The organism is Enterococcus sp. 4G2_DIV0659 (assembly GCF_002140715.2).
GTDB classification, from domain to species: Bacteria; Bacillota; Bacilli; order Lactobacillales; family Enterococcaceae; genus Enterococcus_L; species Enterococcus_L mansonii.
Map to the genome: position 1 here is coordinate 775873 of NZ_NGLE02000001.1, position 22936 is coordinate 798808.

The 22936-nt window shown below is 34.9% G+C and carries 26 protein-coding genes; 9 read left to right on the plus strand and 17 right to left on the minus strand.

Annotated features, from left to right (window positions below; genetic code table 11):
- Nucleotides 1-85 precede the first annotated feature (85 nt).
- Nucleotides 86-508, minus strand: a complete 423-nt coding sequence (rplK, locus tag A5880_RS03630) for a 50S ribosomal protein L11 (RefSeq protein WP_086331845.1) — start codon at nucleotides 506-508, stop codon at nucleotides 86-88.
- A 290-nt stretch (nucleotides 509-798) separates the two neighbouring features.
- Here rplK and sdaAB point away from each other — a divergent pair, with 290 nt between their 5' ends.
- Both sdaAB and sdaAA read left to right on the plus strand, forming a co-directional pair.
- On the plus strand, nucleotides 799-1467 hold the full coding sequence (gene sdaAB, locus A5880_RS03635) for an L-serine ammonia-lyase, iron-sulfur-dependent subunit beta (RefSeq protein ID WP_086331846.1): 669 nt from the start codon (nucleotides 799-801) through the stop codon (nucleotides 1465-1467).
- 25 nt (nucleotides 1468-1492) lie between these two features.
- Nucleotides 1493-2380, plus strand: coding sequence for an L-serine ammonia-lyase, iron-sulfur-dependent, subunit alpha (sdaAA, locus tag A5880_RS03640; RefSeq protein WP_086331847.1), 888 nt, complete (start codon nucleotides 1493-1495; stop codon nucleotides 2378-2380).
- Nucleotides 2381-2504: 124 nt separating this feature from the next.
- Here sdaAA and A5880_RS03645 read toward each other — a convergent pair whose 3' ends face one another.
- The 3 genes from A5880_RS03645 to A5880_RS03655 form a co-directional block, all read right to left on the minus strand.
- A complete protein-coding gene (locus tag A5880_RS03645; RefSeq protein WP_086331848.1) occupies nucleotides 2505-2951 on the minus strand; it encodes a carboxymuconolactone decarboxylase family protein in 447 nt (148 codons plus the stop codon).
- A 74-nt stretch (nucleotides 2952-3025) separates the two neighbouring features.
- Complete coding sequence (locus A5880_RS03650) at nucleotides 3026-3886, minus strand: sigma-70 family RNA polymerase sigma factor (protein WP_086331849.1); 861 nt, start codon at nucleotides 3884-3886, stop codon at nucleotides 3026-3028.
- Nucleotides 3887-4273: 387 nt separating this feature from the next.
- On the minus strand, nucleotides 4274-5377 hold the full coding sequence (locus tag A5880_RS03655; RefSeq protein WP_086331850.1) for an alpha/beta hydrolase family protein: 1104 nt from the start codon (nucleotides 5375-5377) through the stop codon (nucleotides 4274-4276).
- Nucleotides 5378-5596: 219 nt separating this feature from the next.
- Between A5880_RS03655 and A5880_RS03660 the strand changes: the two genes are divergently transcribed.
- Nucleotides 5597-6235 carry a TetR/AcrR family transcriptional regulator gene (locus A5880_RS03660; protein ID WP_086331851.1) on the plus strand — a complete coding sequence of 213 codons (639 nt, stop codon included), beginning with the start codon at nucleotides 5597-5599 and terminating at the stop codon, nucleotides 6233-6235.
- A 144-nt stretch (nucleotides 6236-6379) separates the two neighbouring features.
- Here the strand turns inward: A5880_RS03660 and A5880_RS03665 are convergent, their stop codons facing one another.
- From A5880_RS03665 to rpmG, 4 genes are all read right to left on the minus strand, one after another.
- Nucleotides 6380-7246 (minus strand): alpha/beta fold hydrolase, encoded by an 867-nt coding sequence (locus A5880_RS03665; protein WP_086331852.1) that lies wholly within the window; start codon nucleotides 7244-7246, stop codon nucleotides 6380-6382.
- Between the two features lie 95 nt (nucleotides 7247-7341).
- Nucleotides 7342-7887 (minus strand): transcription termination/antitermination protein NusG, encoded by a 546-nt coding sequence (gene nusG / locus A5880_RS03670; RefSeq protein WP_010760566.1) that lies wholly within the window; start codon nucleotides 7885-7887, stop codon nucleotides 7342-7344.
- A gap of 175 nt (nucleotides 7888-8062) precedes the next feature.
- Nucleotides 8063-8233 (minus strand): preprotein translocase subunit SecE, encoded by a 171-nt coding sequence (gene secE / locus A5880_RS03675; protein WP_086331853.1) that lies wholly within the window; start codon nucleotides 8231-8233, stop codon nucleotides 8063-8065.
- A gap of 17 nt (nucleotides 8234-8250) precedes the next feature.
- Nucleotides 8251-8403, minus strand: a complete 153-nt coding sequence (gene rpmG, locus A5880_RS03680) for a 50S ribosomal protein L33 (protein ID WP_010760564.1) — start codon at nucleotides 8401-8403, stop codon at nucleotides 8251-8253.
- A 148-nt stretch (nucleotides 8404-8551) separates the two neighbouring features.
- Here rpmG and cbpA point away from each other — a divergent pair, with 148 nt between their 5' ends.
- Entirely contained in the window at nucleotides 8552-9196 is a 645-nt protein-coding gene (cbpA, locus tag A5880_RS03685; RefSeq protein ID WP_086331854.1) for a cyclic di-AMP binding protein CbpA, read from the plus strand.
- A gap of 136 nt (nucleotides 9197-9332) precedes the next feature.
- Here the strand turns inward: cbpA and murB are convergent, their stop codons facing one another.
- Together murB and A5880_RS03695 are read right to left on the minus strand one after the other, a co-directional pair.
- Nucleotides 9333-10229, minus strand: a complete 897-nt coding sequence (gene murB, locus A5880_RS03690; RefSeq protein ID WP_086331855.1) for a UDP-N-acetylmuramate dehydrogenase — start codon at nucleotides 10227-10229, stop codon at nucleotides 9333-9335.
- A gap of 71 nt (nucleotides 10230-10300) precedes the next feature.
- A complete protein-coding gene (locus tag A5880_RS03695) occupies nucleotides 10301-11215 on the minus strand; it encodes a Gfo/Idh/MocA family protein (protein WP_086331856.1) in 915 nt (304 codons plus the stop codon).
- 129 nt (nucleotides 11216-11344) lie between these two features.
- Here A5880_RS03695 and A5880_RS03700 point away from each other — a divergent pair, with 129 nt between their 5' ends.
- From A5880_RS03700 to A5880_RS03710, 3 genes are all read left to right on the plus strand, one after another.
- A complete protein-coding gene (locus A5880_RS03700) occupies nucleotides 11345-12103 on the plus strand; it encodes an exodeoxyribonuclease III (protein ID WP_086331857.1) in 759 nt (252 codons plus the stop codon).
- Between the two features lie 152 nt (nucleotides 12104-12255).
- Nucleotides 12256-12789, plus strand: coding sequence for a 3'-5' exonuclease (locus tag A5880_RS03705; RefSeq protein WP_086331858.1), 534 nt, complete (start codon nucleotides 12256-12258; stop codon nucleotides 12787-12789).
- Between the two features lie 74 nt (nucleotides 12790-12863).
- Nucleotides 12864-13625 (plus strand): SGNH/GDSL hydrolase family protein, encoded by a 762-nt coding sequence (locus tag A5880_RS03710; RefSeq protein ID WP_086331859.1) that lies wholly within the window; start codon nucleotides 12864-12866, stop codon nucleotides 13623-13625.
- A gap of 71 nt (nucleotides 13626-13696) precedes the next feature.
- On the opposite strand, the gene A5880_RS03715 is transcribed toward A5880_RS03710, so the two are convergent.
- On the minus strand, nucleotides 13697-14779 hold the full coding sequence (locus A5880_RS03715; protein ID WP_086331860.1) for an acyltransferase: 1083 nt from the start codon (nucleotides 14777-14779) through the stop codon (nucleotides 13697-13699).
- A gap of 170 nt (nucleotides 14780-14949) precedes the next feature.
- On the opposite strand from A5880_RS03715, the gene A5880_RS03720 reads away from it, so the two are divergent.
- On the plus strand, nucleotides 14950-15756 hold the full coding sequence (locus tag A5880_RS03720; protein WP_086331861.1) for an SGNH/GDSL hydrolase family protein: 807 nt from the start codon (nucleotides 14950-14952) through the stop codon (nucleotides 15754-15756).
- Nucleotides 15757-15839: 83 nt separating this feature from the next.
- Here A5880_RS03720 and A5880_RS03725 read toward each other — a convergent pair whose 3' ends face one another.
- Both A5880_RS03725 and ahpC read right to left on the minus strand, forming a co-directional pair.
- A complete protein-coding gene (locus A5880_RS03725; RefSeq protein ID WP_086331862.1) occupies nucleotides 15840-17528 on the minus strand; it encodes an FAD-dependent oxidoreductase in 1689 nt (562 codons plus the stop codon).
- A gap of 97 nt (nucleotides 17529-17625) precedes the next feature.
- Complete coding sequence (gene ahpC, locus A5880_RS03730) at nucleotides 17626-18189, minus strand: alkyl hydroperoxide reductase subunit C (protein ID WP_086331863.1); 564 nt, start codon at nucleotides 18187-18189, stop codon at nucleotides 17626-17628.
- 389 nt (nucleotides 18190-18578) lie between these two features.
- On the opposite strand from ahpC, the gene A5880_RS03735 reads away from it, so the two are divergent.
- A complete protein-coding gene (locus A5880_RS03735) occupies nucleotides 18579-19271 on the plus strand; it encodes an aspartate/glutamate racemase family protein (RefSeq protein ID WP_086331864.1) in 693 nt (230 codons plus the stop codon).
- Between the two features lie 162 nt (nucleotides 19272-19433).
- Here the strand turns inward: A5880_RS03735 and A5880_RS03740 are convergent, their stop codons facing one another.
- From A5880_RS03740 to A5880_RS03755, 4 genes are all read right to left on the minus strand, one after another.
- Nucleotides 19434-20213 (minus strand): alpha/beta hydrolase, encoded by a 780-nt coding sequence (locus A5880_RS03740; protein ID WP_256924850.1) that lies wholly within the window; start codon nucleotides 20211-20213, stop codon nucleotides 19434-19436.
- 136 nt (nucleotides 20214-20349) lie between these two features.
- On the minus strand, nucleotides 20350-20976 hold the full coding sequence (locus tag A5880_RS03745; protein ID WP_086331865.1) for an endonuclease III domain-containing protein: 627 nt from the start codon (nucleotides 20974-20976) through the stop codon (nucleotides 20350-20352).
- A gap of 70 nt (nucleotides 20977-21046) precedes the next feature.
- The gene (locus A5880_RS03750) at nucleotides 21047-21727 is read right to left on the minus strand and encodes an O-methyltransferase (RefSeq protein WP_086331866.1); all 681 of its coding nucleotides are present in this window, start codon (nucleotides 21725-21727) and stop codon (nucleotides 21047-21049) included.
- A 204-nt stretch (nucleotides 21728-21931) separates the two neighbouring features.
- Complete coding sequence (locus A5880_RS03755) at nucleotides 21932-22936, minus strand: lipoate--protein ligase (RefSeq protein ID WP_086331867.1); 1005 nt, start codon at nucleotides 22934-22936, stop codon at nucleotides 21932-21934.

Consider the following 22936-nt stretch of genomic DNA (forward strand, 5'->3'; position numbering starts at 1 on the left):
TAACGGTCGAACCTCCCACGTAATTCATATCTTTGAATATGAAATAAACTGAGAAGCTACTTCTTTGAGAGACGTAGAATAAAAATTATTCTACAGTGATTCCCATGCTTCTTGCAGTTCCTTCAACCATGCGCATAGCCGCTTCAACGTCTGCTGCGTTTAGGTCTGCCATTTTAAGTTCAGCGATTTCTTTTACTTGATCGCTAGATACTTTAGCTACTTTAGTTTTGTTTGGCTCACCAGAACCTTTTTCGATTTTTGCAGCTTTTTTAAGTAATACTGCAGCTGGTGGTGTTTTTGTAATAAATGTAAATGAACGGTCTTCATATACAGAAATTACAACTGGAATAATCAAACCAGCTTGATCAGCTGTACGAGCGTTGAATTCTTTAGTGAATCCCATAATGTTGATACCCGCTTGACCTAATGCTGGACCTACTGGCGGAGCTGGTGTTGCTTTACCTGCAGGAATTTGCAATTTAACTAATTTTTCTACTTTTTTTGCCACGAGACATACCTCCTTGAGTCCGTGATGTGGTTAATTGGAGATGAAGATTTCTCCTCCCACGTCATTCTTTGACGAATCAAAGAAAACCTGTATGCAAAAATGCACACTTAATTAGTATACTCTGCTTCTGATCAAATTTCAATACTTTTCTAGCGTAATTTTTAGAGTAGAAATGAGAGCAAGATAAGTTTTTCTCGCATTTTTAGTACAGTTCTAGTTTCTTTCCTTTAATTGTGATAGACTTTCGTTAGAAAAATCCTGATTTTAACTAAAGGATAGGTGAATAAATAATGGAAAATCTACGTTACAAAAGTGTTTTTGACATCATTGGCCCTGTTATGATCGGGCCAAGCAGTTCTCATACTGCTGGCGCTGCTCGTATCGGTAAAATTGTTCGGAGTATCTTTGGTGAACAGCCCGATACAGTGGATATTTACTTGTATGAATCTTTTGCAAAAACATATCGTGGTCATGGAACTGATATTGCCTTAGTTGGTGGGTTGTTGGATATGGAACCGGATGACGAACGTCTTGCTGATTCTTTAAAGATTGCTCATGAGCATAATATGGAAGTTTTATTTGTACCACTTAAAGAAAAAGCTGAGCACCCGAATTCAGTCAAATTGCTTGTTTCTAAAGGAAATCGAAAACTTTCTGTCACAGGCATATCAATTGGTGGCGGAAATATTCAAATCTCGGAACTTAATGGGTTTAAGATTTCACTGACAATGGGGACGCCAACGTTTATTATTGTGCACCAAGATGTGCCTGGAATGATCGCCAAAGTGACTAATCTACTATCTGATACAAATATCAATATTGGAACAATGACTGTAACGCGGGAGTCAAAAGGTGAAAAAGCTATCATGATTATTGAAATCGACCATGCCGATATCGGTGATATTACAATGAAATTAGTCCAGATCCCTCATATTTACAGTGTAAATTATTTTGATTAATTTAAATTAAAGGAGAAAACTAGTTATGTTTCTATCTATAGAAGAATTAGTGAAACAAGCCGCAGATTTCCCATCAGTTGCTGAATTGATGATTGCAACTGAGATAGAAAACCACGGTCATAGCCGTGAACGAATCATTGAAACAATGGAGCGTAATCTTGCTGTCATGAAACAATCCATCGAGGAAGGTGTTGATGGCGTAACATCAGTGACTGGAATTACAGGTGGCGATGCAACTCGTCTCGACGAATATATCCAAAGTGGAAACTTTTTAAGTGGAGAAACCATTTTAACGGCTGTCAGAAATGCTGTTGCAGTTAATGAAGTCAATGCTAATATGGGCTTGATTTGTGCTACACCAACTGCTGGAAGTGCTGGTGTGGTTCCTGGTGTTTTAATGGCTGCCATTGAAAAATTACAGTTGTCGCATGAACAACAGTTAGATTTCTTATTTACTGCTGGTGCTTTTGGTTTAGTAATCGCTAATAATTCATCGATCAGTGGTGCTGAAGGTGGTTGTCAGGCCGAAGTTGGTTCTGCCAGTGCGATGGCCAGTGCCGCTTTAGTATGTGCCGCTGGCGGTTCTGCTGATCAAGCTGCACAAGCGATTGCCATTACTTTAAAAAATATGATGGGTTTGATTTGTGATCCTGTAGCAGGTCTAGTAGAAGTTCCTTGTGTGAAACGTAATGCTTTAGGTTCTTCTCAAGCCTTTATTTCAGCTGATATGGCCTTAGCTGGCATTCGTAGCGTGATTCCACCAGATGAAGTGGTTGCTGCAATGTATCAAGTTGGTCGTCAAATGCCGCAGATATTTAAAGAAACAGCTGAAGGTGGCCTAGCTGTGACACCTACTGCACAACGCTTAGCAAAAGAAATTCTAGACAATCAAACAGATAATCCAAATAGCTAATAAATAAAAGATGACGAGACAAAAGCATTTAGCTCCGAAAAATAAGAGAGACTTCACGAAAATTGCTTTTAAAATTTTTGTGAAGTCTCTCTTATTTCAAAAGGAGATGCGTTTTTCTCGCCGTTTATTCAGATTTTGGCTGTAACCGTGTCGTTACACCAATGCGGTTATAAATATTAATCGTTCCCACTAATACAAGCAACTCGCCAATTGCCTTTTCGCTGTAATATTTTTGCAATTCATAATAAGTCTCATCACTTACCCCACCTTGTTGAATTAAAGTTACTTCCTTTGTAAATGCGAGAACTGCACGTTCTTCAGCTGTATAAAAAGATGCCTCTTCCCATGCAGTTAATCCAATAACTCTTTGTAATTTTTCTCCTTTGTCTAAAGCATCTTTTGAGTGCATATCAATACAAAATACACAGCCATTTAATTGTGAAGCATAGATTTTAATCAATTCCTGTAACTTTTCATTAATACTACTGGATTTACCAATTTGGTCTAGTTCTGCAATTTTTTGATACGCTGCCTTGTTTTCTTTTGGCAATAAAAATCTTGTGTTAGTCATTGTAATCTCTCCTTCGATTGCTATTTGTTGTTACACTTATTAAGACCAAACAATCGAATAAAATGTGACGGCTTTTAAGAAATATGTTTTAATTTATCTGGATTATTAATAATAAAAATATGCTGAACCTTATTTTTTTCTATATTTAATCCTAAAAATAGTATACTTTTCACTTGACCTTTCTCTTTAATAACCAAGCAAGGCTGTTGGTAAATTTTAGAAACAAAACGCTCATCTCCAAAAAAGGCGTGAGGCATGACTCCTTTTAAAAAAGTAACAATCCGAGTTGATCGAACCAACGTTCTAAGCGGTGCACGACGTTTTTGACCTCCATCGATTGACATTTTTGCTTCTGTCGTTAGATAAGTCAATAAGGGTGTTAGGTTTCCTTTTTCTATACTTGTATTAAATAAGTCAATAAATTGTTGATTTTCTGAATTACTGAATCTATCAACAGACACATTTACTTCTTTAATTGTTTTTTTGGATCGACTCAATAATTTCCGAGAGTTCTCAGGAGTAATATCCAGTAATTGACTGATTTCTTTATGTGAGTAATCAAAAATATCTTTCAGTAAAAAGACTACTCGCTCTTGCGGGGTTAGGGATTCTATAACAACTAAGAGAGCATACGTAATTTTTTCTTTTCCGATTATTGGATCTTCAACATGTTCTATTTCTGGCTCTGGAATCCATGGTCCATAATAATCTAAACGTTTAACCCGTGCAGAATTCAGATAGTTGATTGAACGATTAACAACTAACTTTGATAAGTAAGCTTTTGGATTGGCGATTGAATCCATTGGTTGCTCTAACCATTTCAGTTGAACCTCCTGTAAAATATCCTCAGCTTCTTCACGTGAATGGCAGATTCTATATGCAATTGAGTATAATAACGATTTAAAGTTGTTAAAAATTAAAATAGCGTCTTCCATAATTCTATCCCCTCCTTCTTATTACTTATTTGTTCAAGATACCAATGAACTGGAACCTAGCTATATTGTCTTTAATTTTAACATAACTCGTTCTATATAATCTGGACATACTAAAACACCAGTATTATATCTATAAAAAAAGCATTAAAAAAATCGCGTCATTAGGTTGCCCGCAATCTTTTTAATGCTCCGATTATTTCTCGTTCCATCCGTATTTTTTCAATTAATAAATATCCTTCGCCAAATAAATAATTCTAAAGAATAGTGAAAATCTACTTGTTACATAAATGATGACAATTTTAAGAAGTGGGATTTAAAAATTGGTTATAGAAGAATTCCATTAACTAGTTAAATTTTTATATGTTTGCTCTTATTTGTGCTCTCTACTTATTTCATTAAACGATCCGTCACCCAATCTGCAGCGTACGACGCAACTGTATCATCATAATCATCACCACAATGTAACGAACCTGGAATTTCGTAATACTCCTTATCCACACTAGAGGCTTTTTCAAAAATTGTTTTAGCGCCTTTAACTCCGCAAACTAAATCTTGCTCAGTATGTTGTACTAATAACGGAACTGTAATTTGATGTAGATATGGTTCAATATTCATCTGTGAACTAATTGCTTTCGCTTTTTCATCATCTGATTCATTGAACTTCACTTTGAAATTTCGTAAGTACGCATGATTTCTTGGAACGGTTAATTGATCAGTTTGAGAACAGCCACCGCGACAAACAATTGCTTCAATCTCATCATTGAGGAAACAAGCACTTCTACTTGCTAAATAACCACCATAGCTGATTCCTTGAAGCGCAATTTTATCTCCCACACGTTCATCTGCATGAATAAAGTCAATTGCAGCTTTTAATGCTTTTTCAAAATTATCCACAGTATATGTGTATCCTCTAAATAACATGGATTCACCTTGCCCTGGTCCATCAAAAATCAAGGTAGCAAAACCTCTTTCCCAATATCGATGAGCTAACGAATAGTTCTCTTCTTTATAACCAGTTGCCCCTGCAATCACGATCACAACAGGAACATCACTTGGAGCATCTTCTGGAATCGTCAAATATCCTGGCATTGTTGCATGTTCAAAAGGAATTTCTACTTTAACTACTTTGTCATAAATGCTCAGTTCTTTTCCACGCATAAAGCTGTCAGGAACTTTTTTATACACCATCAATTTTTCTTCATTTGGTTCAATCAATCCATAATCAGCTACTCGGTATACGCCACATGCATTGAGAAAGAATGTAGAGGCTGTTTCTTTATGTCCCAAAGCTAACTCTTTTTCTGCATATTTATAAGCCTTATCACCAATATCCAAGCACACATCAATGAAATCTTCTGGGTTCTCAACCCGATTTAAGGTATTCGTATTCAACTCTGTCCGTCCCATTAATTGAACAAATTCTTCTACACCTAATCCATGTGCTAACATACGTCCGAATCCTTGTGCTGGTGGTCGTTTTCTTAAATTCATAACTAAATTCTCCTTTCAATAAATAACCTGTCCATCTAAACCGTACTAAGTACTGTTTTTGTTTTAAAATAAAACCTATTCTAGGTTGATCAAAAACAATTTGCAGTACTTAGTACTGTATGCTATCATCATACATAGCTCGGTATTAATTGTCAAGGGAAAATTAACTATCCTCAATCAAACTTTTCTTAAATAAATAATTAACTTTTGGAGGCTCAAATGAAAACAGCAAAAGAAATGATTGTTGAACAAGCAAAACGTTTATTTAATGAGAAAGGGTATTACCAAGTAACTATGCGTGATATTGCCAAAGCCGCAAATACTACTATCGGCAATTTGACCTATCATTTTCCTCGAAAAGAAGACTTGGTTTTAGAAATACAAAAAGATGCAAATAACCGCATCCTTCATGATATTGAAATACGGCTAGAACAAAGAGAGACTCATCGTTTTAGTCTGAAGGAACTATTTGATACCTTTGTACTTAAAGAAAAAAATGAGCAAAACTTCAGCTACTATTTTAAAAATTTACTGGAGTTAGGAAGAGATTATCCTGAGATTCAAAAAAAACAAGAATACATCCGAAGTATCTTTTTGGACTATTTTTATACTACTTTTCTTGTACTTCGATCAGAGGAAGTTTTGCGCAAAGATATAACGGACGAGCAATATCGTTCTTTAGCCCAAACATTGGTTCTTCTTATGACTGTTTGGAACCAAAACAATAGCCCTGCTCATGATACTTTATTACAGCAAACAAACTACATACAGACTTGCTCAAACTTAATTTATTCTTTTTTAACTGAAAAAGGGCAAAAAGAATACAAGCAATATCTTTTGGAACATGCTGAACGATAAAAATAGTGTAGTTCTAGGATTTATTCGATTTGTACATTTTTAAAAGCAATACAAAAGCGTTTAACTCCTTTTAGTTTTCGGAGCTAAACGCTTTTGTGAAATAAAAAAAGTTCGCTTTACAGTTATTCCCGATATACGTCCCTCTTAATCCCATAAAAAATCTGCCACTAATTGATCGACTTCTTTATTTTCGTGTAACTTGCTATGTTGTGCTGCTTTTCCATAAAAAATTTTCTCCTGTACTATATTGCCGTGTTTTTTGAATAATGAAACAACGCTTAGCGCATCAGCAACAGGGACAGCCTCATCACTTAAGCTACCGTCTTTTACATCTCCTGCTATGATCATGGCTCCCATATCTTTAGACATTTTCTCGATTCCATTTACATAATCAGTATACCGTTCGCTTTGAAATGCAGGACCATTATTAATTACCTCATCAATCGTCTCTCCATCAGATAATTCTACAAAATTATTAAACGGTGCTGCTATGCCGACAAATTTCTTGATGTTAGGTAATGTGTTATCACCACCAAAAGTAGTCAAATAACGAAGCGAACTCGCACCTCCCATTGAATGCCCAACGATATTAACCTCTGTTACACCATACGTATCCCGAATATACACCAAAGAATTTTTGATCCATTCAGCTTGATTCCATTCATTATTTTTATTATCTGTAAACAAAATTTGAATACTAGGATTTGTTTTCTTGCCTGTCAATTTGCCTTTTGCTTGAACTTCACCCTGAGGGCTAATGGTCAAAACGAGTTCTTTTTTAGTGAGACCATTTCCTTCGAGACGATTGATCATACGGCCAAAGGAGTTTTTGCCTCCACTGTAGCCGTGAATAAAAAGTGTGGGCACCGTTGATTTCGTCGTATCTTCACTTTTGGCTGGTAGATTAGTGCTGGACTGATTTTTATTTTCTACTGCTTTTTTACCTGTACATCCAACAAGTATTAGTGCGATACATGCCATGATCAGTAAATACCAATTATTTTTTTTCACTTTTTATCTCCTTTCAAGCACTTACTATAGTAAGAAAAGAGTAGGACAAAACTACTCTTTAGTTTTGCACTACTCTTTATGGCTATTTACAGTTTTTATTGAATCGAATCTACTTGTTCAAAGTCTAACTCTGTACTTGTTTCACGACCGAACATATCAATGTTTACTTTTAATTTTTGACGTTCTTCGTCCACTTCTGTCACTTCACCTTCAAGACCAGAAAACGCACCTTCAATAATACGAACAGTGTCACCTAAAGCAACATCCAAGTCAGATTGACGCGTACTCATACCAATTGAACGTAAAATGTGGTTGATTTCTTCTTGTAATAATGGCGCAGGCTTACTTCCAGCACCGTGAGAGCCTACAAATCCAGTAACACCTGGTGTATTACGAACAACATACCAAGAATCGTCCGTCATTGTCATTTCTACTAAGACATAACCTGGGAATGTTTTATGCACGATTTCTTTTGATTTCCCATTCTTCACTTCAGTTTCTGTTTCTTCTGGAACAACGACGCGAAAAATAAAATCCCCCATCCCCATACTTTGCGCACGTGATTCGATATTTGCTTTTACTTTGTTCTCATAACCTGAGTATGTATGCAGTACATACCAATTTTTTTCAAATGATTCCATGTGTGATTCGGCTCCTTTAGTTTGTATAGTTGATAAATTAATAAAACAAGAGTAACAAGCAGTTCCTTGACACTCATTTTCTTTTTCTCATGTGAAAATAAAAAAACCTCAGTTCCCCGAAGTTTTTCTCTCAGTTGCTATTATAGCACTGTTTAGGATGAATTACTAGTTTGAATTACTTAAGAATCCAGCCAAAAACAGTTTGAATCGCTGTATCCATTACAAAGAATAAGGCCGCGAAAATAATTGATGTTTCGATTACGACTAATGTATCTTTGCGTAATTGTTTTTTTGATGGCCAAGTAACTTGTTTCATCTCGTCTTTTACACTACGTAAAAATTTCATTTGAACTCCTCCATTATCTATTTCGTCTCTTTATGTAACGTGTACTTTTGACAGTATTTACAGAATTTTTTAATCTCTAATCGTTCTCCACGTTTGCCTTCGCTGACGGCTTTAGAATAGTTTCTGGAGCCACAATCTGAACAAGCAAGTGCTGATTTTTTTGTTGCCATTGTTCGACCTCCTCTATTCACAAATTTACTCAATAACATTATCATTCTTTTTGGAAGATGTCAATGGCTACTCAATAAACTATGGTTTTCTTTCATAGTATGTTATCATGAAGTTGTCAGAACAATTTAACCTACGGGAGGTCACTATATGTTATTAAAATCCGTTGTTATCAAAAAGAAAAACCTTACAACTGTGAATGAATCTTGTACATTAGAAGAAGCTTTAACAATCCTTGAAGACTCTGGTTATCGCTGTGTGCCGATTTTAGATGAATCTGAAAAAATTTTTAGAGGCAATATTTATAAAATGCACATCTATCGTCATAAAGCGAATGGCGGAGACATGAATTTACCAGTTACTTATTTGCTAAAAAATGCAACGAAATTTATTTTTGTGAATACATCATTTTTTAAAGTATTCTTTACGATCAAAGAATTGCCCTACATTGCAGTATTAGATGAGAACAATTATTTCTATGGTATTTTAACTCATAGTACGTTATTAAATATTCTTGCCCAATCTTGGAATATCGAGCGTGGCAGTTATGTATTGACGATTGCTTCAACTGGTAAGCAAGGAGATCTTGCTTTAATGACCAAAATCATTGCCAAACATAGCAGTATTGCTAGTTGTATTACTTTGGACATCGGGGAAGATGAATTTATCCGCCGTACATTGATTACACTGCCTGCTGAAACAACGGAAGAAACATGTGCTGTGATCGTTGAGCATTTAGAACGCAAAAACCTTAAAGTCGTTGAAATTGAAGACTTACAAGCAAACGCTGAATAAATCAAAAAAAGGTTCTGAAATATAACTCTATAAGTTATATTTCAGAACCAAAAAATCCGAATAAACGGCGAGAGAAAAGCAGCTCCTTTGGAAATAAGAGGAGCTAAACACTTTTTCTCGCCCTTTTTTCATTGTATTATTCACCAATGATTCGAACTTCTGTTTCTAGTGAAACATCAAATTTTTCTTTGATAACTTGTTGGATATGAGCGATTAACTCAACATAATCTGTCGCCGTTGCATGATCAATATTTACAATAAAACCTGCATGCTTTTCTGAAATTTGGGCTCCCCCCCATTTCAATCCTTGCAATCCTGCATCTTGAATCAGTTTACCTGTAAAATGTCCTTCTGGTCGTTTAAAAACACTACCGCAAGAAGGATACTCCAAAGGCTGTTTCGATTCTCTTAATTCAGTCAGTTCATCCATTTTAGCTTTTATCGTATCAGCATTTCCTGCTTCCAAAGAAAATGTGGCTTGAAGTATAATCGCATGCATTCCTTGAATGGCACTATGGCGATAAGAAAACTGCATGTCTTTATTTGTCAAAGTCTGGATTGTTCCATCCTCTAACAAAATATCAACAGAAGTAAAAATATCCTTGATTTCTCCGCCATACGCGCCTGCATTCATGTAAACAGCTCCACCGACACTACCAGGAATCCCACAAGCAAATTCAAAACCTGTCAGTTCATTCTCTAATGCAACATAGGTTGTATCAATTAATTTTGCTCCAGCTTCTACAATAATTTGCTTTTTTTCAACAGATACTTGTTTCATATTTTCTAACATAATCACCATACCGCGAATCCCGCCATCTCTGACAATCAGATTACTGGCATTCCCTAAAACAAGCCAAGGTATATCTTGATTTTTACAGTAATCAACTAAAGCTGCAACTTCCTCTTTTGATTTTGGAAAAGCCAAGATATCTGCTGGTCCACCTGTTTTGGTAAAGGTAAAATTCATTAGCGGTTCGTCAAAAAACAACGTTATATCATTTAATTCATTCATCACTTCTACTTTATTCATCGAAAGTCGTTCCTTTCTTTCAAACATCCTATACATTCTAGCATGTCAAAGGAAAACTTTCTAGTCTGATTCTATAAAATATGTTGCTGATGATTTTGAATCATCTTGGCACATAATTCGTGGCTAATAAAAACCTTCTCTTGTTTCAAATGAGCAGCATTATTTGTTTGAATTGCTCGAATAAAGGCTTCAATCATTTGTTGGAAGCCTCTTTTTTCCAAAGTTGGTGTCCAATCACCGAATGCTTTTGCTTGGATTCCATTTTGATTTTTGATTGTTAAATCTGTTAAATTTTCTAAAATAAAGGTTCCTTCTGGGCTTGTAAGCTGATATGTTTCAGTATTGGCACCAGCATATAAATCCATTGAAGCAATCGCTGTGGTTGTTTTTGTTTCCACATGAAGTAATGCTCTTTTTAAAAGACCATTTTCTTCGATAATTTTTGTTTGAACTTGACCGATATCATCATCCAGCAAATAAACAACAGTATCCGCTAAATGTAAAAACAAATCATAAATCACAAAATAGGCGTCGTATTCTGTTGCTACACGATTTTTTTGGATCAACAGCATATTTTTATTTTCGATTGCTTTTAGCTCTTCTACAAACGGAGCAAAACGGCGATTAAAACCAACCATCAACAAAAGATTTTTTTCTGCGGCTAGCGTTTGGATTTCTTTGACTTCTGCTACATTTTCACTTAAAGGTTTATCCACAAACACGTGGATTCCTGCAGCCAATAATTGTTTAACAACCTGGCAATGGGCATTCGTTGCTACGTGGACGAAACAACCCGTAATTCCTGTTTCAATTAATTCTTCAATCGTAGAGACAGATTCAGTAAAACCGTATTTACCACAAACTTCTTGACGTGCTTGGTCATTTCTCGTGGATAAAACAAACGTTACTTCGTCTCTTAATTGAGCATAGATAGGTAAATACGCTTTTTGTGCAATATTTCCTAACCCGATAACACCTATTTTCATAAAAAAATCTCCTTTTGTAAGTAAAATAATCCCTACACTTTTTCTATTTCTAGCCTATCAGAAAATGATTGATATGTAAAAAGTTGAAATCATCGATTTTCTTGTTACAATGGTAAAGAGGTGAATAATATGAAATGTATTTCATGGAATGTCAACGGCTTACGTGCTGTTGTGAAAAAGAACTTTATGGATGTATTTAACGAATTAGATGCAGATTTTTTCTGCTTGCAAGAAACAAAATTACAAGAAGGGCAAATTGATTTAGACTTGCCTGGTTACTACCAATACTGGAATTATGCTGAAAAAAAGGGCTACTCTGGCACTGCAATTTTTACAAAAAAAGAAGCGATGAGTGTTCGCTACGGCATGGGAATTGATGAGCACGATCAAGAAGGTCGTTTAATCACATTGGAATATCCAAAATTCTTTCTAATCACTTGTTACACTCCCAATTCTCAAAATGAGTTGAAACGCTTAGATTATCGTATGACTTGGGAAGATGCTTTTCGTGATTATTTAAATGCGTTAGGTAAGGAAAAACCAGTGATTCTGTGTGGCGATTTAAACGTCGCTCATCAAAATATCGATTTGAAAAACTGGAAAACCAATCAAAAAAACGCTGGCTTTACGCCAGAAGAACGCCAAAAATTTACAGAACTATTGGATAGCGGCTTTATTGATACATACCGTCATTTCTATCCAGATCAAGAAGGCGTGTATTCTTGGTGGAGTTATCGTTTTAATGCACGTAAAAATAATGCTGGCTGGAGAATCGATTATTTTGTTGTTTCCGATGGGTTAAAAGATGCCTTGACAGATGCCAAGATTCATACAGACATTATTGGCAGTGATCATTGCCCAGTAGAAGTTGATTTGATGATTGATTAGAAAATTTGACAAAAGTGCGCTTGAAACATGACGCTTAACTCCAACTATTTCTCTTAATTTCTATTAATATTTTTCATTTGACCTTACTATGCTGCTTATCTTTTGTTATACTGCATGTATGAATTAATTTTGAAATGAAAGGGATAATGAACATGAATTTTTACTCCATTGACTTTGAAACAGCCAGTTATGCCAAACATAGTGCTTGTTCTGTCGCTTTAGTAAAAGTGGAAAATAATAAAATAGTAGACGAGTATTACTCATTAATAAAGCCTGAAACTGATTTTTTTTGGAAAAATATCCAGATCCATGGCATTAAACCAGAAGATGTTGCAGATGCTCCAAAGTTTCCTGAGGTTTGGAATCAGATTCAATCATGTTTTAAACCAAATAGTTTAGTCGTAGCACACAATGCTCCTTTCGACTGCGGTGTTTTAGCCGGCTGTTTAGATTATTATGGTATCACTCAACCGAATTACCTTTCATTATGCACAGTGAAAACCAGCCGTAAACTATTTCCAGAAATGCCAAATCATAAGCTAAACACCGTTTGCGATCATTTAAATATAAAACTAAATAATCACCATGATGCTTTGGAAGATAGCCGTGCGTGTGCTGAAATATTGTTATATCAAGAGAAACATTTTGGTGTAGAACCATTGAAAAAGTTGGTAACAATAAAATAAATGTTCCATGTCGTTTACCCATCTATCATGTACTATAACGATATGCATAAAAGATTTAAAGAAAGGATTCATCTATGCACAAATCTGTTTATATATTTTTAGGGGCTTTAATTCCTATCATTGTATTATCAGTCTATTATTTATTTCTACCAAAAGAAACAACGCAAGAGGTCCCAGAAACTCAGCAGACCATTTATTCATCTGAACGTTTAGATAGACTTAATCAAATCGTTTATTCTCCAATGGGTGACAGTATTAGTGCAGGATGGATTACTGAAAAAGAAGAGCAAAAATTTCCCAGTATTTTATCAAGTATAATTGCTGAAGCGTATGATATTCAAGTGAAAGAAAAAGGCATCTATGAAGCTGGTGCTAGAGCTAGCAACCTTGGAATTTCAAGTGTTGATAACATCATAAAACAACAGCCAAACCTTGTTACCATCGAGTATGGAACCAACGATCTTTTGGATTATAAAGATGAACAAAGCTTGAAACAATTTGAAGCAAACCTATCTTACATTGTTTCAGAGCTTAAAGAACAAAATATTTTTGTTGTATTAGTGACCACGTGGAATAGAGACAAGGATAGATCACAATTATATGATGATGTTATTTTTAAAGTCGGTTCTAAATATGATATTCCTGTAGCTAATATTCGTGGCCTTTGGACAAATCGAAAGGATACAATTGACCCCAAAAGTGCAGATAATTTTTTAAAAAATAAAAACATAAAAAACGATATGCACCCCAATGAAAAAGGACACGAAGAAATTGCAAAACGAATTTTTGAATCTATTGAGCCTAGATGGACAGATTATCTTTCTAAACTTAAGTAGCTAAAAAAAAGCCGAAACTCACAAAACGTTGAAAAATAGTTTTCGTGAATTTCGGCTTCTTTTTTAGTTTTTTATACTTCTCGAGCCTTCTTCTTAGGAATCATCATCGATTGTTTCTTAGTTCTCCCCCCAACCATATTGCTCAATCCAGTGAATAATCTCTGTCTTAAAATATCAATTATCGAGCTAACAACATATACTGAAATGATAATAACAAAAGAAACCAAGATTAATTTTATCCCGTAGTATGTTGATTTGAAAGCAGTTAGTTGCTTCCATAAATAATGGCGGACATAGTTGTTATCATGAATCAGATAAACACCCAAAGTAGCGGAACCAAGTAAGTTTATCACCGGTATGGATCCCATATCCCAATTTTTAAACCCACAAAACAGTAATATGGCTAACAAAAGATATAGCGGACTATGTATATCCATTATCAAACTTTTTGAAAGTCCATTTTCGCTTTGGTGATTATGAATAGCAAGTAACGTAATCGACACTATGATTATACCAAACACAATCCCACTTTTTATAAAATAACTTTTTGAACTTTCAGCAAATGATTCTGGATACATCTTTATATATGCCGCAATAAAGTAAATAAATAAAAACCACATGCCGCTTTCAACCCCACCAAAATTAGCTACTAACAACGAAATAGCTGGCTTAACTGACAAGAATGCGAACAACACAATTAAAAGAAACAAGTGTTGTTTTTTATCCATATTTTTTACCAAAATATTTAGAAAAGGTGCTAAACAATAGAGCAATACATAGGAACTAATAAACCAATATTGTTGAAAAATAACAGGAAAACTAACTGCAATTGTATTTTTAAAAGTGAGAATGGATGGATCTTTTGAAAAAAATACAACAATCAAAAAAATTCCTAATGAATAAAAAAAGACTTGTAACCATAAAGATAATAATTTCTTTGGTTTAAACACTGTAGTTACAAAAAAATAGCCACTAATCAATAGAAAACAATTAACACCAAATTTCCCTGCTGATCCAATGATATCAAGAAAAATCTGTTTTACCCCTAATTTTTCTCCATAAACCCACTCTGAATGAACAACATAATGATGCATGACTATCACAAATGCACTAAGTATACGAAATAATTCAAAATTCGACTTTCTAACTTTCATTACCTACCTGACCCTTTCAACTTCTTCAAATTTTTTAACCTAAAGTACATTATACTTGATTTTACAATCTTTTAAAGTACATTATGAAAAATTAGCAATCCAAATGAGACTTTGTTATAATAATACCTGTACTTTTTACAAATCTTCTATCTTTAGCAAAGGAATCAATTATGAATAAAATAGGTTATGTGTTATTAGGTGCATTGATATCAAGTTTACTGTGTGCTGGTTATTATTTTTATACAGTAGGGAATCCTAAAAAATCCCCAATAAAAACTACGGAACAAAAAATTATCACAAAACACCCTTCTCCATTAAGCGAAATTATTTACTCTCCAATGGGTGATAGCATCTCTACTGGTTTGATCACTGAAAAAGAAGAGCAACGATTCACAAGTGTTTTAGCAGCTATGATAGCAAAAAAACAACACGTGAAGGTTATTGAAAAAGGGGTCCATAAACCTGGAGCGACTCTCAATAACTTAGGACTTTTAAGTATGGACGAAATCATCCAACAAAAACCCAACCTCGTCACAATAGAATACGGAACAAATGATATTTTAGCCCACAAAGATGAACAAAGCTTAAAACAATTTGAAGTAAACTTGTCGTATGCCATTAACGAATTACAAAAACAGGATATCTTGCTCGTGTTAGTCACAACTTGGAATAGAGATCAAAAAATTTCCAAATTATATGACGATATTATTATAGCTGTTGGCCAAAAGTATCAAGTTCCAGTGGCGAATATTCGAAACCTCTGGATTGAACGAGACGATACCATCAATCCTAAAAGCATTCCTAATCACTTTAATAAAACTTCTGGCTTAGAAAATGACATGCATCCGAACGAAAAGGGACATCAATTAATAGCTGAACGAATTTACGATGCCATTAGTGTTGAACTGAATGACTACTTAAAAACCACTAGCTCATCTTCAACATCTTCTGAGTCAAGTACAGCTACTTATCAATAATTCATAAAAATAACCTCCAAAAATTGTCGTTTCCACGTACCATTTTTGGAGGTTACTTTACTTTGTTCTGGGCTCTTTTTTCCTTATTTCTCTAATATTTCAATAATTTCATCCATATTCTTAGAACCAAAAACAATTTCCTGATCATCGATAATCATTGCTGGTACACTCATGATTTTCTTCTCTGTTTTCAATTCTGGGAACACACCGATATCAATCATTTCAGCTTCAACATCATGATTGATTGATGCAATTCTTTGACACGCAGCTACCACATCTGGACAATAATGGCATGTCAATGAAACAAAAATCTGAACTTTCTTTTTAGGTAGATCCTTGATTTTATTAACCACAGGCTCTTCTATCGGTTGTCCAGCACTTCCCACATTATAAACCGCTAAGACGATTGAATTCACTTCATGTCCGCTTGGAATACCGCTAAATTTAATTCCTGTGTATTCACCTTGATCGTTCAACACAACCACACTTGGCAATTTATCAATGCCATATTTTGATTCTAAATCTGCTTTTTCACCTTTTTGGATAGTTTCTAATGAAATTTTATCACTTAATGAAGCAAATTCTGTTAAGAAAGAGTTTAATTCTAGTGATTTTTCTTCACTGCTATCCATCACTTGAAGTAATGTAACGTTTTTAGTTAGTTTTCCAAAAATACCGCCTAATTGTTCTCTCATAGCATCTGGGAACCAAGTGTTATTTCCACTCGTTGCTTTAGCAGGTTTCTTCTCATTTTTAGGTGCCGCTTCTTTATTTGCTGCATGTTGTTCGGCTAGACGTTTTTCCATACGCTCATTGACGATTGGCAAACCAGCTTTTGTTTTTTCTTCTGTGATATATTTTTGCGCATTTGTTGCAGCGATTGCGCCATCTGCCACAGCTGTGACGATTTGACGTAATTCTTTGATACGTAAATCTCCTGCTGCATAAACTCCTGGGACATTTGTTTCCATATTTTCATTCGTTGGTACATAGCCACGATCTAATTCGACTTTTCCTTCAAAAATTTCTGTGCTTGGTTTATTTCCAGCGAATACGAACATACCAAAAGTGCTGCCTTCTGGTGCTTCATAGGTTATTTCTTCCCCTGTTTCATTGTTGACAAAAACCGCTTTACGAACAAAGTCGTCTCCAGTTATTTCTTTTACTTCTGTATTGTAGACAATTTTAATATCTGGATGTTGTTTTGCTGCTTCTGCGGTTAATTTCGCACAAGTGAAATCAGGTTCTCGAATAATCATTGTTACTGATTTACCGTAGCGAGTTAAATAAACTGCTTCTTCTGCGGCTGCATATCCGCCACCAAGGACGAATATATCTAAGCCTTGGAAAAATTCACCGTCACATGTTGAACAGTACGCAATCCCACGACCAGTAAACTCAACTTCTCCTGGGAAACCGATTTTACGTGCTGAAGCACCTGTTGCAATGATCACAGCATAGGCTTGATAGGTTTTGGTAGCAGATTTCACCGTTTTTACGGTTTGACTTAAATCAACATCAATCACTTCATCTGTCGTAAATTCAACGCCAAAATCTAATGCTTGTAAACGCATATCTTCCATCAATTCAGGTCCAGTTGTTGCGCGAATCGCTGGATAATTCACAATTTCAGATGTTGTTGTTACCTGTCCACCAATTTTGTCTTTTTCAATAATCAATGTATCTAGCATCGCACGACCTGCGTAAATTCCTGCAGATAAAGCAGCTGATCCGCCGCCAATCACAATCAAATCATAAATTTCTTGACTCATAATACGTTCTCCTCTTATTCTACTTCATTTTTTAATCTAAAATTTTAAGAAAGACTCCCCTAAAAAAGGAAGTCTTACAGCTTTTTTATTTATGTGTTTAGATTTTGCCAACTAAATCTAAGCTTGGTGCAATAGTCTCTTCACCTGGTTTCCAGTTAGCTGGACATACTTTATCTCCATGCTCTGCAACAAATTGAGAAGCTTCTAATTTACGCACTAGCTCTTCTGCATTACGGCCAATTCCCATGTCGTTGATTTCATAAGATTTGATTTCGCCTTCTGGGCTAACGATAAATGTTCCACGGTATGCTTGACCTAATTCTTCATTTAAAACGCCGAAGAAACGAGCAATCTTACCATTTGGATCAGCTAACATTGGGTATTTAATTTTTCCGATTGTATCAGTCGCATCCGCCCATGCTTTATGAACAAAGTGGCTATCTTCTGATACTGAGTACACTTCACAATTCAACTCTTTTAAATGATCGTAATGATCTTGCATGTCCCCTAATTCTGTTGGACAAACAAATGAAAAGTCAGCTGGATAGAAGAAGAAAATACTCCATTTGCCTAATACGTCTGCAGTTGACACTTTAATAAACTCTCCATCTTGATACGCGTCACATTCAAAGTCTAATAGTTTTGTGTTGATTAAGTTCATTTATTTTTCCTCCTAAAATTTAAAAGCGTAATAGGCTCGCTTAGTCTCGACTAAAAAAACAGGCAACGATGAATGAGAGGCTTCCCATCTCAACCTTATTTTCTCTTTTTTCAGACAGACTAGGCCCATGCAGCTAGATATTTTTCTACACTCTTAGCGTATCAATTTAAAATTATTATGTCAATAGAATTATTATAGTTTAGTTATTTTATTTTTGCTATTTTCGTCTTTTCTTTGAGAAAATAGCTCTTTCATTCTCAATAACAACAATCTCCAACATTTAAAGAGCCTTTCTTTAAACAGACTATACGTAATGAATATATATCTAAATAAACAAGCGCTCTATTTATTTGGTATACTTAGTAAAAATGGTAATTGGGGGAATGAAAATGAAGACCATTGGATTATTGGGTGGTATGAGTTGGGAAAGTTCTGCTGGCTATTATAAATTAATCAATGAAACGATTAAAACAGAACTAGGCGGACTTCATTCGGCAAAATGTATTTTATTTAGTGTTGATTTTCAGGAAATTGAAACCTATCAATTTTCAAATCAATGGGATAAAAGTGCTGAATTACTGACAGATGCTTGTCTTTCTTTAGAAAAAGCGGGAGCAGATTATATTGTTATTTGTACGAATACCATGCACAAAGTTGCAGAAGTACTCCAACAAAAAATCAATATTCCCATTCTTCATATTGCTAAAGTCACTTCCGCGGAATTAAAGCGGAATAAAATAAAAAAAGTCGGTTTACTAGGAACAAAATTTACAATGGAAGAAAATTTTTACAAGCAAATTATTGAAAATGACGGAATTGAGGTAATTATTCCAAATCAAAACGACCGTGACAAGATCAGTAAAATTATCTACGAAGAACTGTGTTTAGGAGAGTTGAAAGAGAAGTCCAAACAGTTTTATTTAGAAGTTGTTGACCGATTACACCAACAAGGGGCTCAGGGAGTTATTTTAGGATGTACAGAAATTGGGATGCTGATTTCAAAAAGTGATACTGCTGTTCCACTTTTTGATACAACTAAAATTCATGCTGTCGAAGCGGCCTTGAAGTCTTTAGAAAAATAATAATAAACGGAGAGAGCGCAAAAGCCCCCTCTTTAGAAATAAGCTGAAATCCACAAAAGTTTAAAGAACAGTTTTTGTGAATTCCTTCTTATTACTGTAAAATACGACGAGGTACGAGTTGATATTGTATCAGTTCTCGGGGCTTAACGCTTCTTTTATCGTTTACCAGAAAAATTCTTTTATACTATTGATCACTTCTTTATTCTCCACCAGTTCGCTATGACTAGTGTCCTCACCTTGAATCAATCGTTCTTGATAATTAGTAATGTTATTTTGATAAATATATCTCCCAGAAAATACACTTTGCACAGGTACAGTATTGTCAGAAGCGGTCTCTGCTACTTCTCCGGCAATATTCAACATCTCAATCGTATTAGGGATATTTTCTTGATTTTTTAAATATCCCTTTAATAGCTCACTTGTTTCTTTCACTCGTGCAAATGATGTCACAGCTTCATTGTATTTTTTGGAAGTATCATTATATGGTGTGCCTAGGGTTATTAGTTTAGACAATGACGGATCGGCTGCTTGCTGAAATTCTTCCAAATAAGAAGTGATGACCAATCCACCATTTGAATGACCGAAATAATTATACGTCTCAAATGAATATTTTTTTTGAATATAACTTAATGCTAATTGATACCATTTCCCTTGAATGGGTAATGTTTTATTGCTACTGTCTTCAAAGGCAATTACTATGACAGGATGTTTTGTCTCACTCCTTATTTTGCCTTTGGAAAAGACCGTTTCATCTGTCGCTACAATCACTTTTAATATATCAGCCTTGGAATCTAATTCTTTGATCAATCCGTTAAAACGATTTACTGTACCATTCGTTCCCGGAACAAAAATCGTTGGTGTATGAATTTCCACAGGTTCATTTGTCGATGTAAACTTTTCAGCAAATGCCGTTAAGCTTTTTTGAAATAACAGAAATAGCATTATGACAACCCCCACCATTGAAAGTATTTGAAAAAAACATTTTTTCACACGATTCGTATTGTTCAAGATGTTCCCCTCCTCTGATAAAGAGAGTGTACATTTTGAAACTTAAATGAAGATTAAACAAAGTGATCCTTTAGGAAATTAAAAAGGATTCGTCCATATTCTTATCTTTATTAAAATGCTTTCCATGAACATCAATCACTGCATGCCACTCTTTACACAGTTTATAAGGAATTGACTCAGTCAAATGAATAAAGTCTTTCCTCATTTCTTCATAGGTCTTGTATGGACCAAATCCTAAACGATTAAACAAACGAATCCCATACTGATCAGCGATAAAAACGTTTCGTTCAAAGATATAAAGTAACATGGCATCCGCTGTTTCCGGGCCGACACCTTTGATCGTCAAAAGTTCCTTTCTAAGTTCTTCAGTAGAATACTCGTAAAACTTATCAAAATCACTCCCATGAGACATAAACCAATGAATCAATTCTTTAATGTACATACTTTTTTGTTTGAAAAATCCAGCCGGACGAATGAGTTCTTGAAGTTTTTCCAATTCAATAGAGTCTAGTTTTTCGATGGTTAAATAAGATTCTAAATTGCTTAATGCCTGATGTGCATTTTTTTCCGTTGTTTGCTGAATTAGGATCATTGATACCCAGTCAGACAGACGATTCTCGTCTTCCCACCAATGCTGGAATCCATAATGTTGGACTAATCTGTTTAGCACTTGTATTTTTAGTTCATCTGTTTTCATTTTATTCCCTCCTTTTATCAAATGAAAAAACCTGGATCAACACATTTTAAGCCGATCCAAGCATGTATTTTTATTCAGTTATTTCTCTTTCTTTTGTAATCATGATTACACCATCTCCAAGCGGTAGCAAACTTGATGTCAAATCTGGATGCGTCATGACTGTGTCTAAAAATTGATTCAGTTTTCTATAGATCGTTCTTTGACTACGTGGAATGTCTTCAATTGGGTCTAAAATCGTTCCTGCTTGAAACACATCATCCACCATTAAAACGCCTCCTACGCGCAATAATCGTAAACATTCAGGCAGAAATTCAATATATTTTGATTTCGCACTATCCATAAAAATAAAATCATAGGGACCCGTTAGTGTAGGTAAAATTTCTGCTGCTTGTCCTTCTAATAACGTAACTTTATCCGTCAATCCTAATCGTTCGTATGTTACTTTAGCTTTTCTGATCATCACATCAAAACGATCGATTGTTGTTACATGACCCTCTTCACCCACGTATTGGGCCATCAAGCTAGAAGAAAAGCCAATTGCTGTTCCTATTTCTAAAATATTTTTGGGTTTGATTTGATTGAGGAAAAATTGTAGAAACACAACAGTCTCATGGGGAATAATCGGAACACCTGCTTCATGTGCTTCTTCTTCAATCACACCTAATTCCCCTTGAATTTTTTTCTGTTTATTTCTCATAAAATCGACAAGTTCTTTTTTGACTACTGGTCGATGCATCATTTCGTTTCGCATTCTATTGGCTCCTTTTTTCTACGCTTACTCGTCACTTTGCTTCAACATACATTCATGAAACAATTTAAGCGTGAGATTGTACGTTCACTTATTTTTTGAATGTGAAGTTGCTTCTATATTATACGAATTGATAGGATTGATGTCAAAAAAGATTCTAGAATAAAATGTCATCCACTCCATTCCAGAATCTTTTCTATTATAAGATTAATACAATAATGCTACTAAATCTGCTTTTTCGATATTTCCAAAATATTTTTTGATGTTTATCTTATCTACAGCTGCTTCAATTGCTGCTTTTTCATATTTTGTACCCGTTAAAATATCCTCAACATCTTTAATCTCACCTAATCCAAAGAAATCGCCAAAGATTTTGATTTCTTTGATTTCACCGTCTTCCACATTCATTTGAGCATCAATAGAACCAATTGGAAAACGTTGATGACGCTCTAAGTTAAAGGCTGGGGATTTTCCATAATTCCAATCCCAGTTGCGATAATATTCATCTGAAATCTGATTGATTTTTTCCCAATCTGCATCCGTTAGCTCATACGTTTTCACTTGATCAACAGAGTCTACACCAAAAATTTTCAACAAAATATCTTCACGAAATTCTTCTGTCGTCATCTCTTGTTTGTCTGCTGGGAGAAATGGTTTGATATTCGTCACCCGAGAACGAACGGATTTGATCCCTTTAGATTCGATTTTATCTTTACGAACTTTTAAGGTATTAACTACTTCATCAATATTACTATCAAACATCAATGTACCATGTGCGAACATTCTTCCCGCTGTGGCATACATTGCATTTCCAGAAAATTTCATCCCGTCTATAACTAAATCATTACGGCCTTTTAATTCTGCACCGGAAACTCCTAACTCATGCAAGGCTTGAATAATCGGTTGTGTCACTTTTTCAAAATCACGGAAGGAATTGCCATCATCTGGCATAATAAAACTAAAATTCAAGTTCCCATGATCATGATAAACAGCACCACCACCACTTAAACGTCGAACCACATGAATCCCGTGTTCATCTACATATTCTTTGTTGATCTCTTCAATTGTATTTTGGTTACGACCAATAATAATCGATGGATCATTAATATAAAATAATAGAATCGGTTCATCTAATGGTTTCTCTTTTAACAAATACGTTTCAATCGCTAAATTAACTCTTGGATCATTGTTTTCATTTGGTACAAAAATCAT

Excerpts from the sequence above, each read along its gene's own strand:
- sdaAB (WP_086331846.1), top strand. The coding sequence starts at position 799 with ATGGAAAATCTACGTTACAAAAGTGTTTTTGACATCATTGGCCCTGTT.
- sdaAA (WP_086331847.1), top strand. The coding sequence starts at position 1,493 with ATGTTTCTATCTATAGAAGAATTAGTGAAACAAGCCGCAGATTTCCCA.
- A5880_RS03645 (WP_086331848.1), bottom strand. The coding sequence starts at position 2,951 with ATGACTAACACAAGATTTTTATTGCCAAAAGAAAACAAGGCAGCGTAT.
- A5880_RS03650 (WP_086331849.1), bottom strand. The coding sequence starts at position 3,886 with ATGGAAGACGCTATTTTAATTTTTAACAACTTTAAATCGTTATTATAC.
- A5880_RS03655 (WP_086331850.1), bottom strand. The coding sequence starts at position 5,377 with ATGAATTTAAGAAAACGACCACCAGCACAAGGATTCGGACGTATGTTA.
- A5880_RS03660 (WP_086331851.1), top strand. The coding sequence starts at position 5,597 with ATGAAAACAGCAAAAGAAATGATTGTTGAACAAGCAAAACGTTTATTT.
- nusG (WP_010760566.1), bottom strand. The coding sequence starts at position 7,887 with ATGGAATCATTTGAAAAAAATTGGTATGTACTGCATACATACTCAGGT.
- secE (WP_086331853.1), bottom strand. The coding sequence starts at position 8,233 with ATGAAATTTTTACGTAGTGTAAAAGACGAGATGAAACAAGTTACTTGG.
- rpmG (WP_010760564.1), bottom strand. The coding sequence starts at position 8,403 with ATGGCAACAAAAAAATCAGCACTTGCTTGTTCAGATTGTGGCTCCAGA.
- cbpA (WP_086331854.1), top strand. The coding sequence starts at position 8,552 with ATGTTATTAAAATCCGTTGTTATCAAAAAGAAAAACCTTACAACTGTG.
- murB (WP_086331855.1), bottom strand. The coding sequence starts at position 10,229 with ATGAATAAAGTAGAAGTGATGAATGAATTAAATGATATAACGTTGTTT.
- A5880_RS03695 (WP_086331856.1), bottom strand. The coding sequence starts at position 11,215 with ATGAAAATAGGTGTTATCGGGTTAGGAAATATTGCACAAAAAGCGTAT.
- A5880_RS03700 (WP_086331857.1), top strand. The coding sequence starts at position 11,345 with ATGAAATGTATTTCATGGAATGTCAACGGCTTACGTGCTGTTGTGAAA.
- A5880_RS03705 (WP_086331858.1), top strand. The coding sequence starts at position 12,256 with ATGAATTTTTACTCCATTGACTTTGAAACAGCCAGTTATGCCAAACAT.
- A5880_RS03710 (WP_086331859.1), top strand. The coding sequence starts at position 12,864 with ATGCACAAATCTGTTTATATATTTTTAGGGGCTTTAATTCCTATCATT.
- A5880_RS03715 (WP_086331860.1), bottom strand. The coding sequence starts at position 14,779 with ATGAAAGTTAGAAAGTCGAATTTTGAATTATTTCGTATACTTAGTGCA.
- A5880_RS03720 (WP_086331861.1), top strand. The coding sequence starts at position 14,950 with ATGAATAAAATAGGTTATGTGTTATTAGGTGCATTGATATCAAGTTTA.
- A5880_RS03725 (WP_086331862.1), bottom strand. The coding sequence starts at position 17,528 with ATGAGTCAAGAAATTTATGATTTGATTGTGATTGGCGGCGGATCAGCT.
- ahpC (WP_086331863.1), bottom strand. The coding sequence starts at position 18,189 with ATGAACTTAATCAACACAAAACTATTAGACTTTGAATGTGACGCGTAT.
- A5880_RS03735 (WP_086331864.1), top strand. The coding sequence starts at position 18,579 with ATGAAGACCATTGGATTATTGGGTGGTATGAGTTGGGAAAGTTCTGCT.
- A5880_RS03740 (WP_256924850.1), bottom strand. The coding sequence starts at position 20,213 with ATGCTATTTCTGTTATTTCAAAAAAGCTTAACGGCATTTGCTGAAAAG.
- A5880_RS03745 (WP_086331865.1), bottom strand. The coding sequence starts at position 20,976 with ATGAAAACAGATGAACTAAAAATACAAGTGCTAAACAGATTAGTCCAA.
- A5880_RS03750 (WP_086331866.1), bottom strand. The coding sequence starts at position 21,727 with ATGCGAAACGAAATGATGCATCGACCAGTAGTCAAAAAAGAACTTGTC.
- A5880_RS03755 (WP_086331867.1), bottom strand. The coding sequence starts at position 22,936 with ATGATTTTTGTACCAAATGAAAACAATGATCCAAGAGTTAATTTAGCG.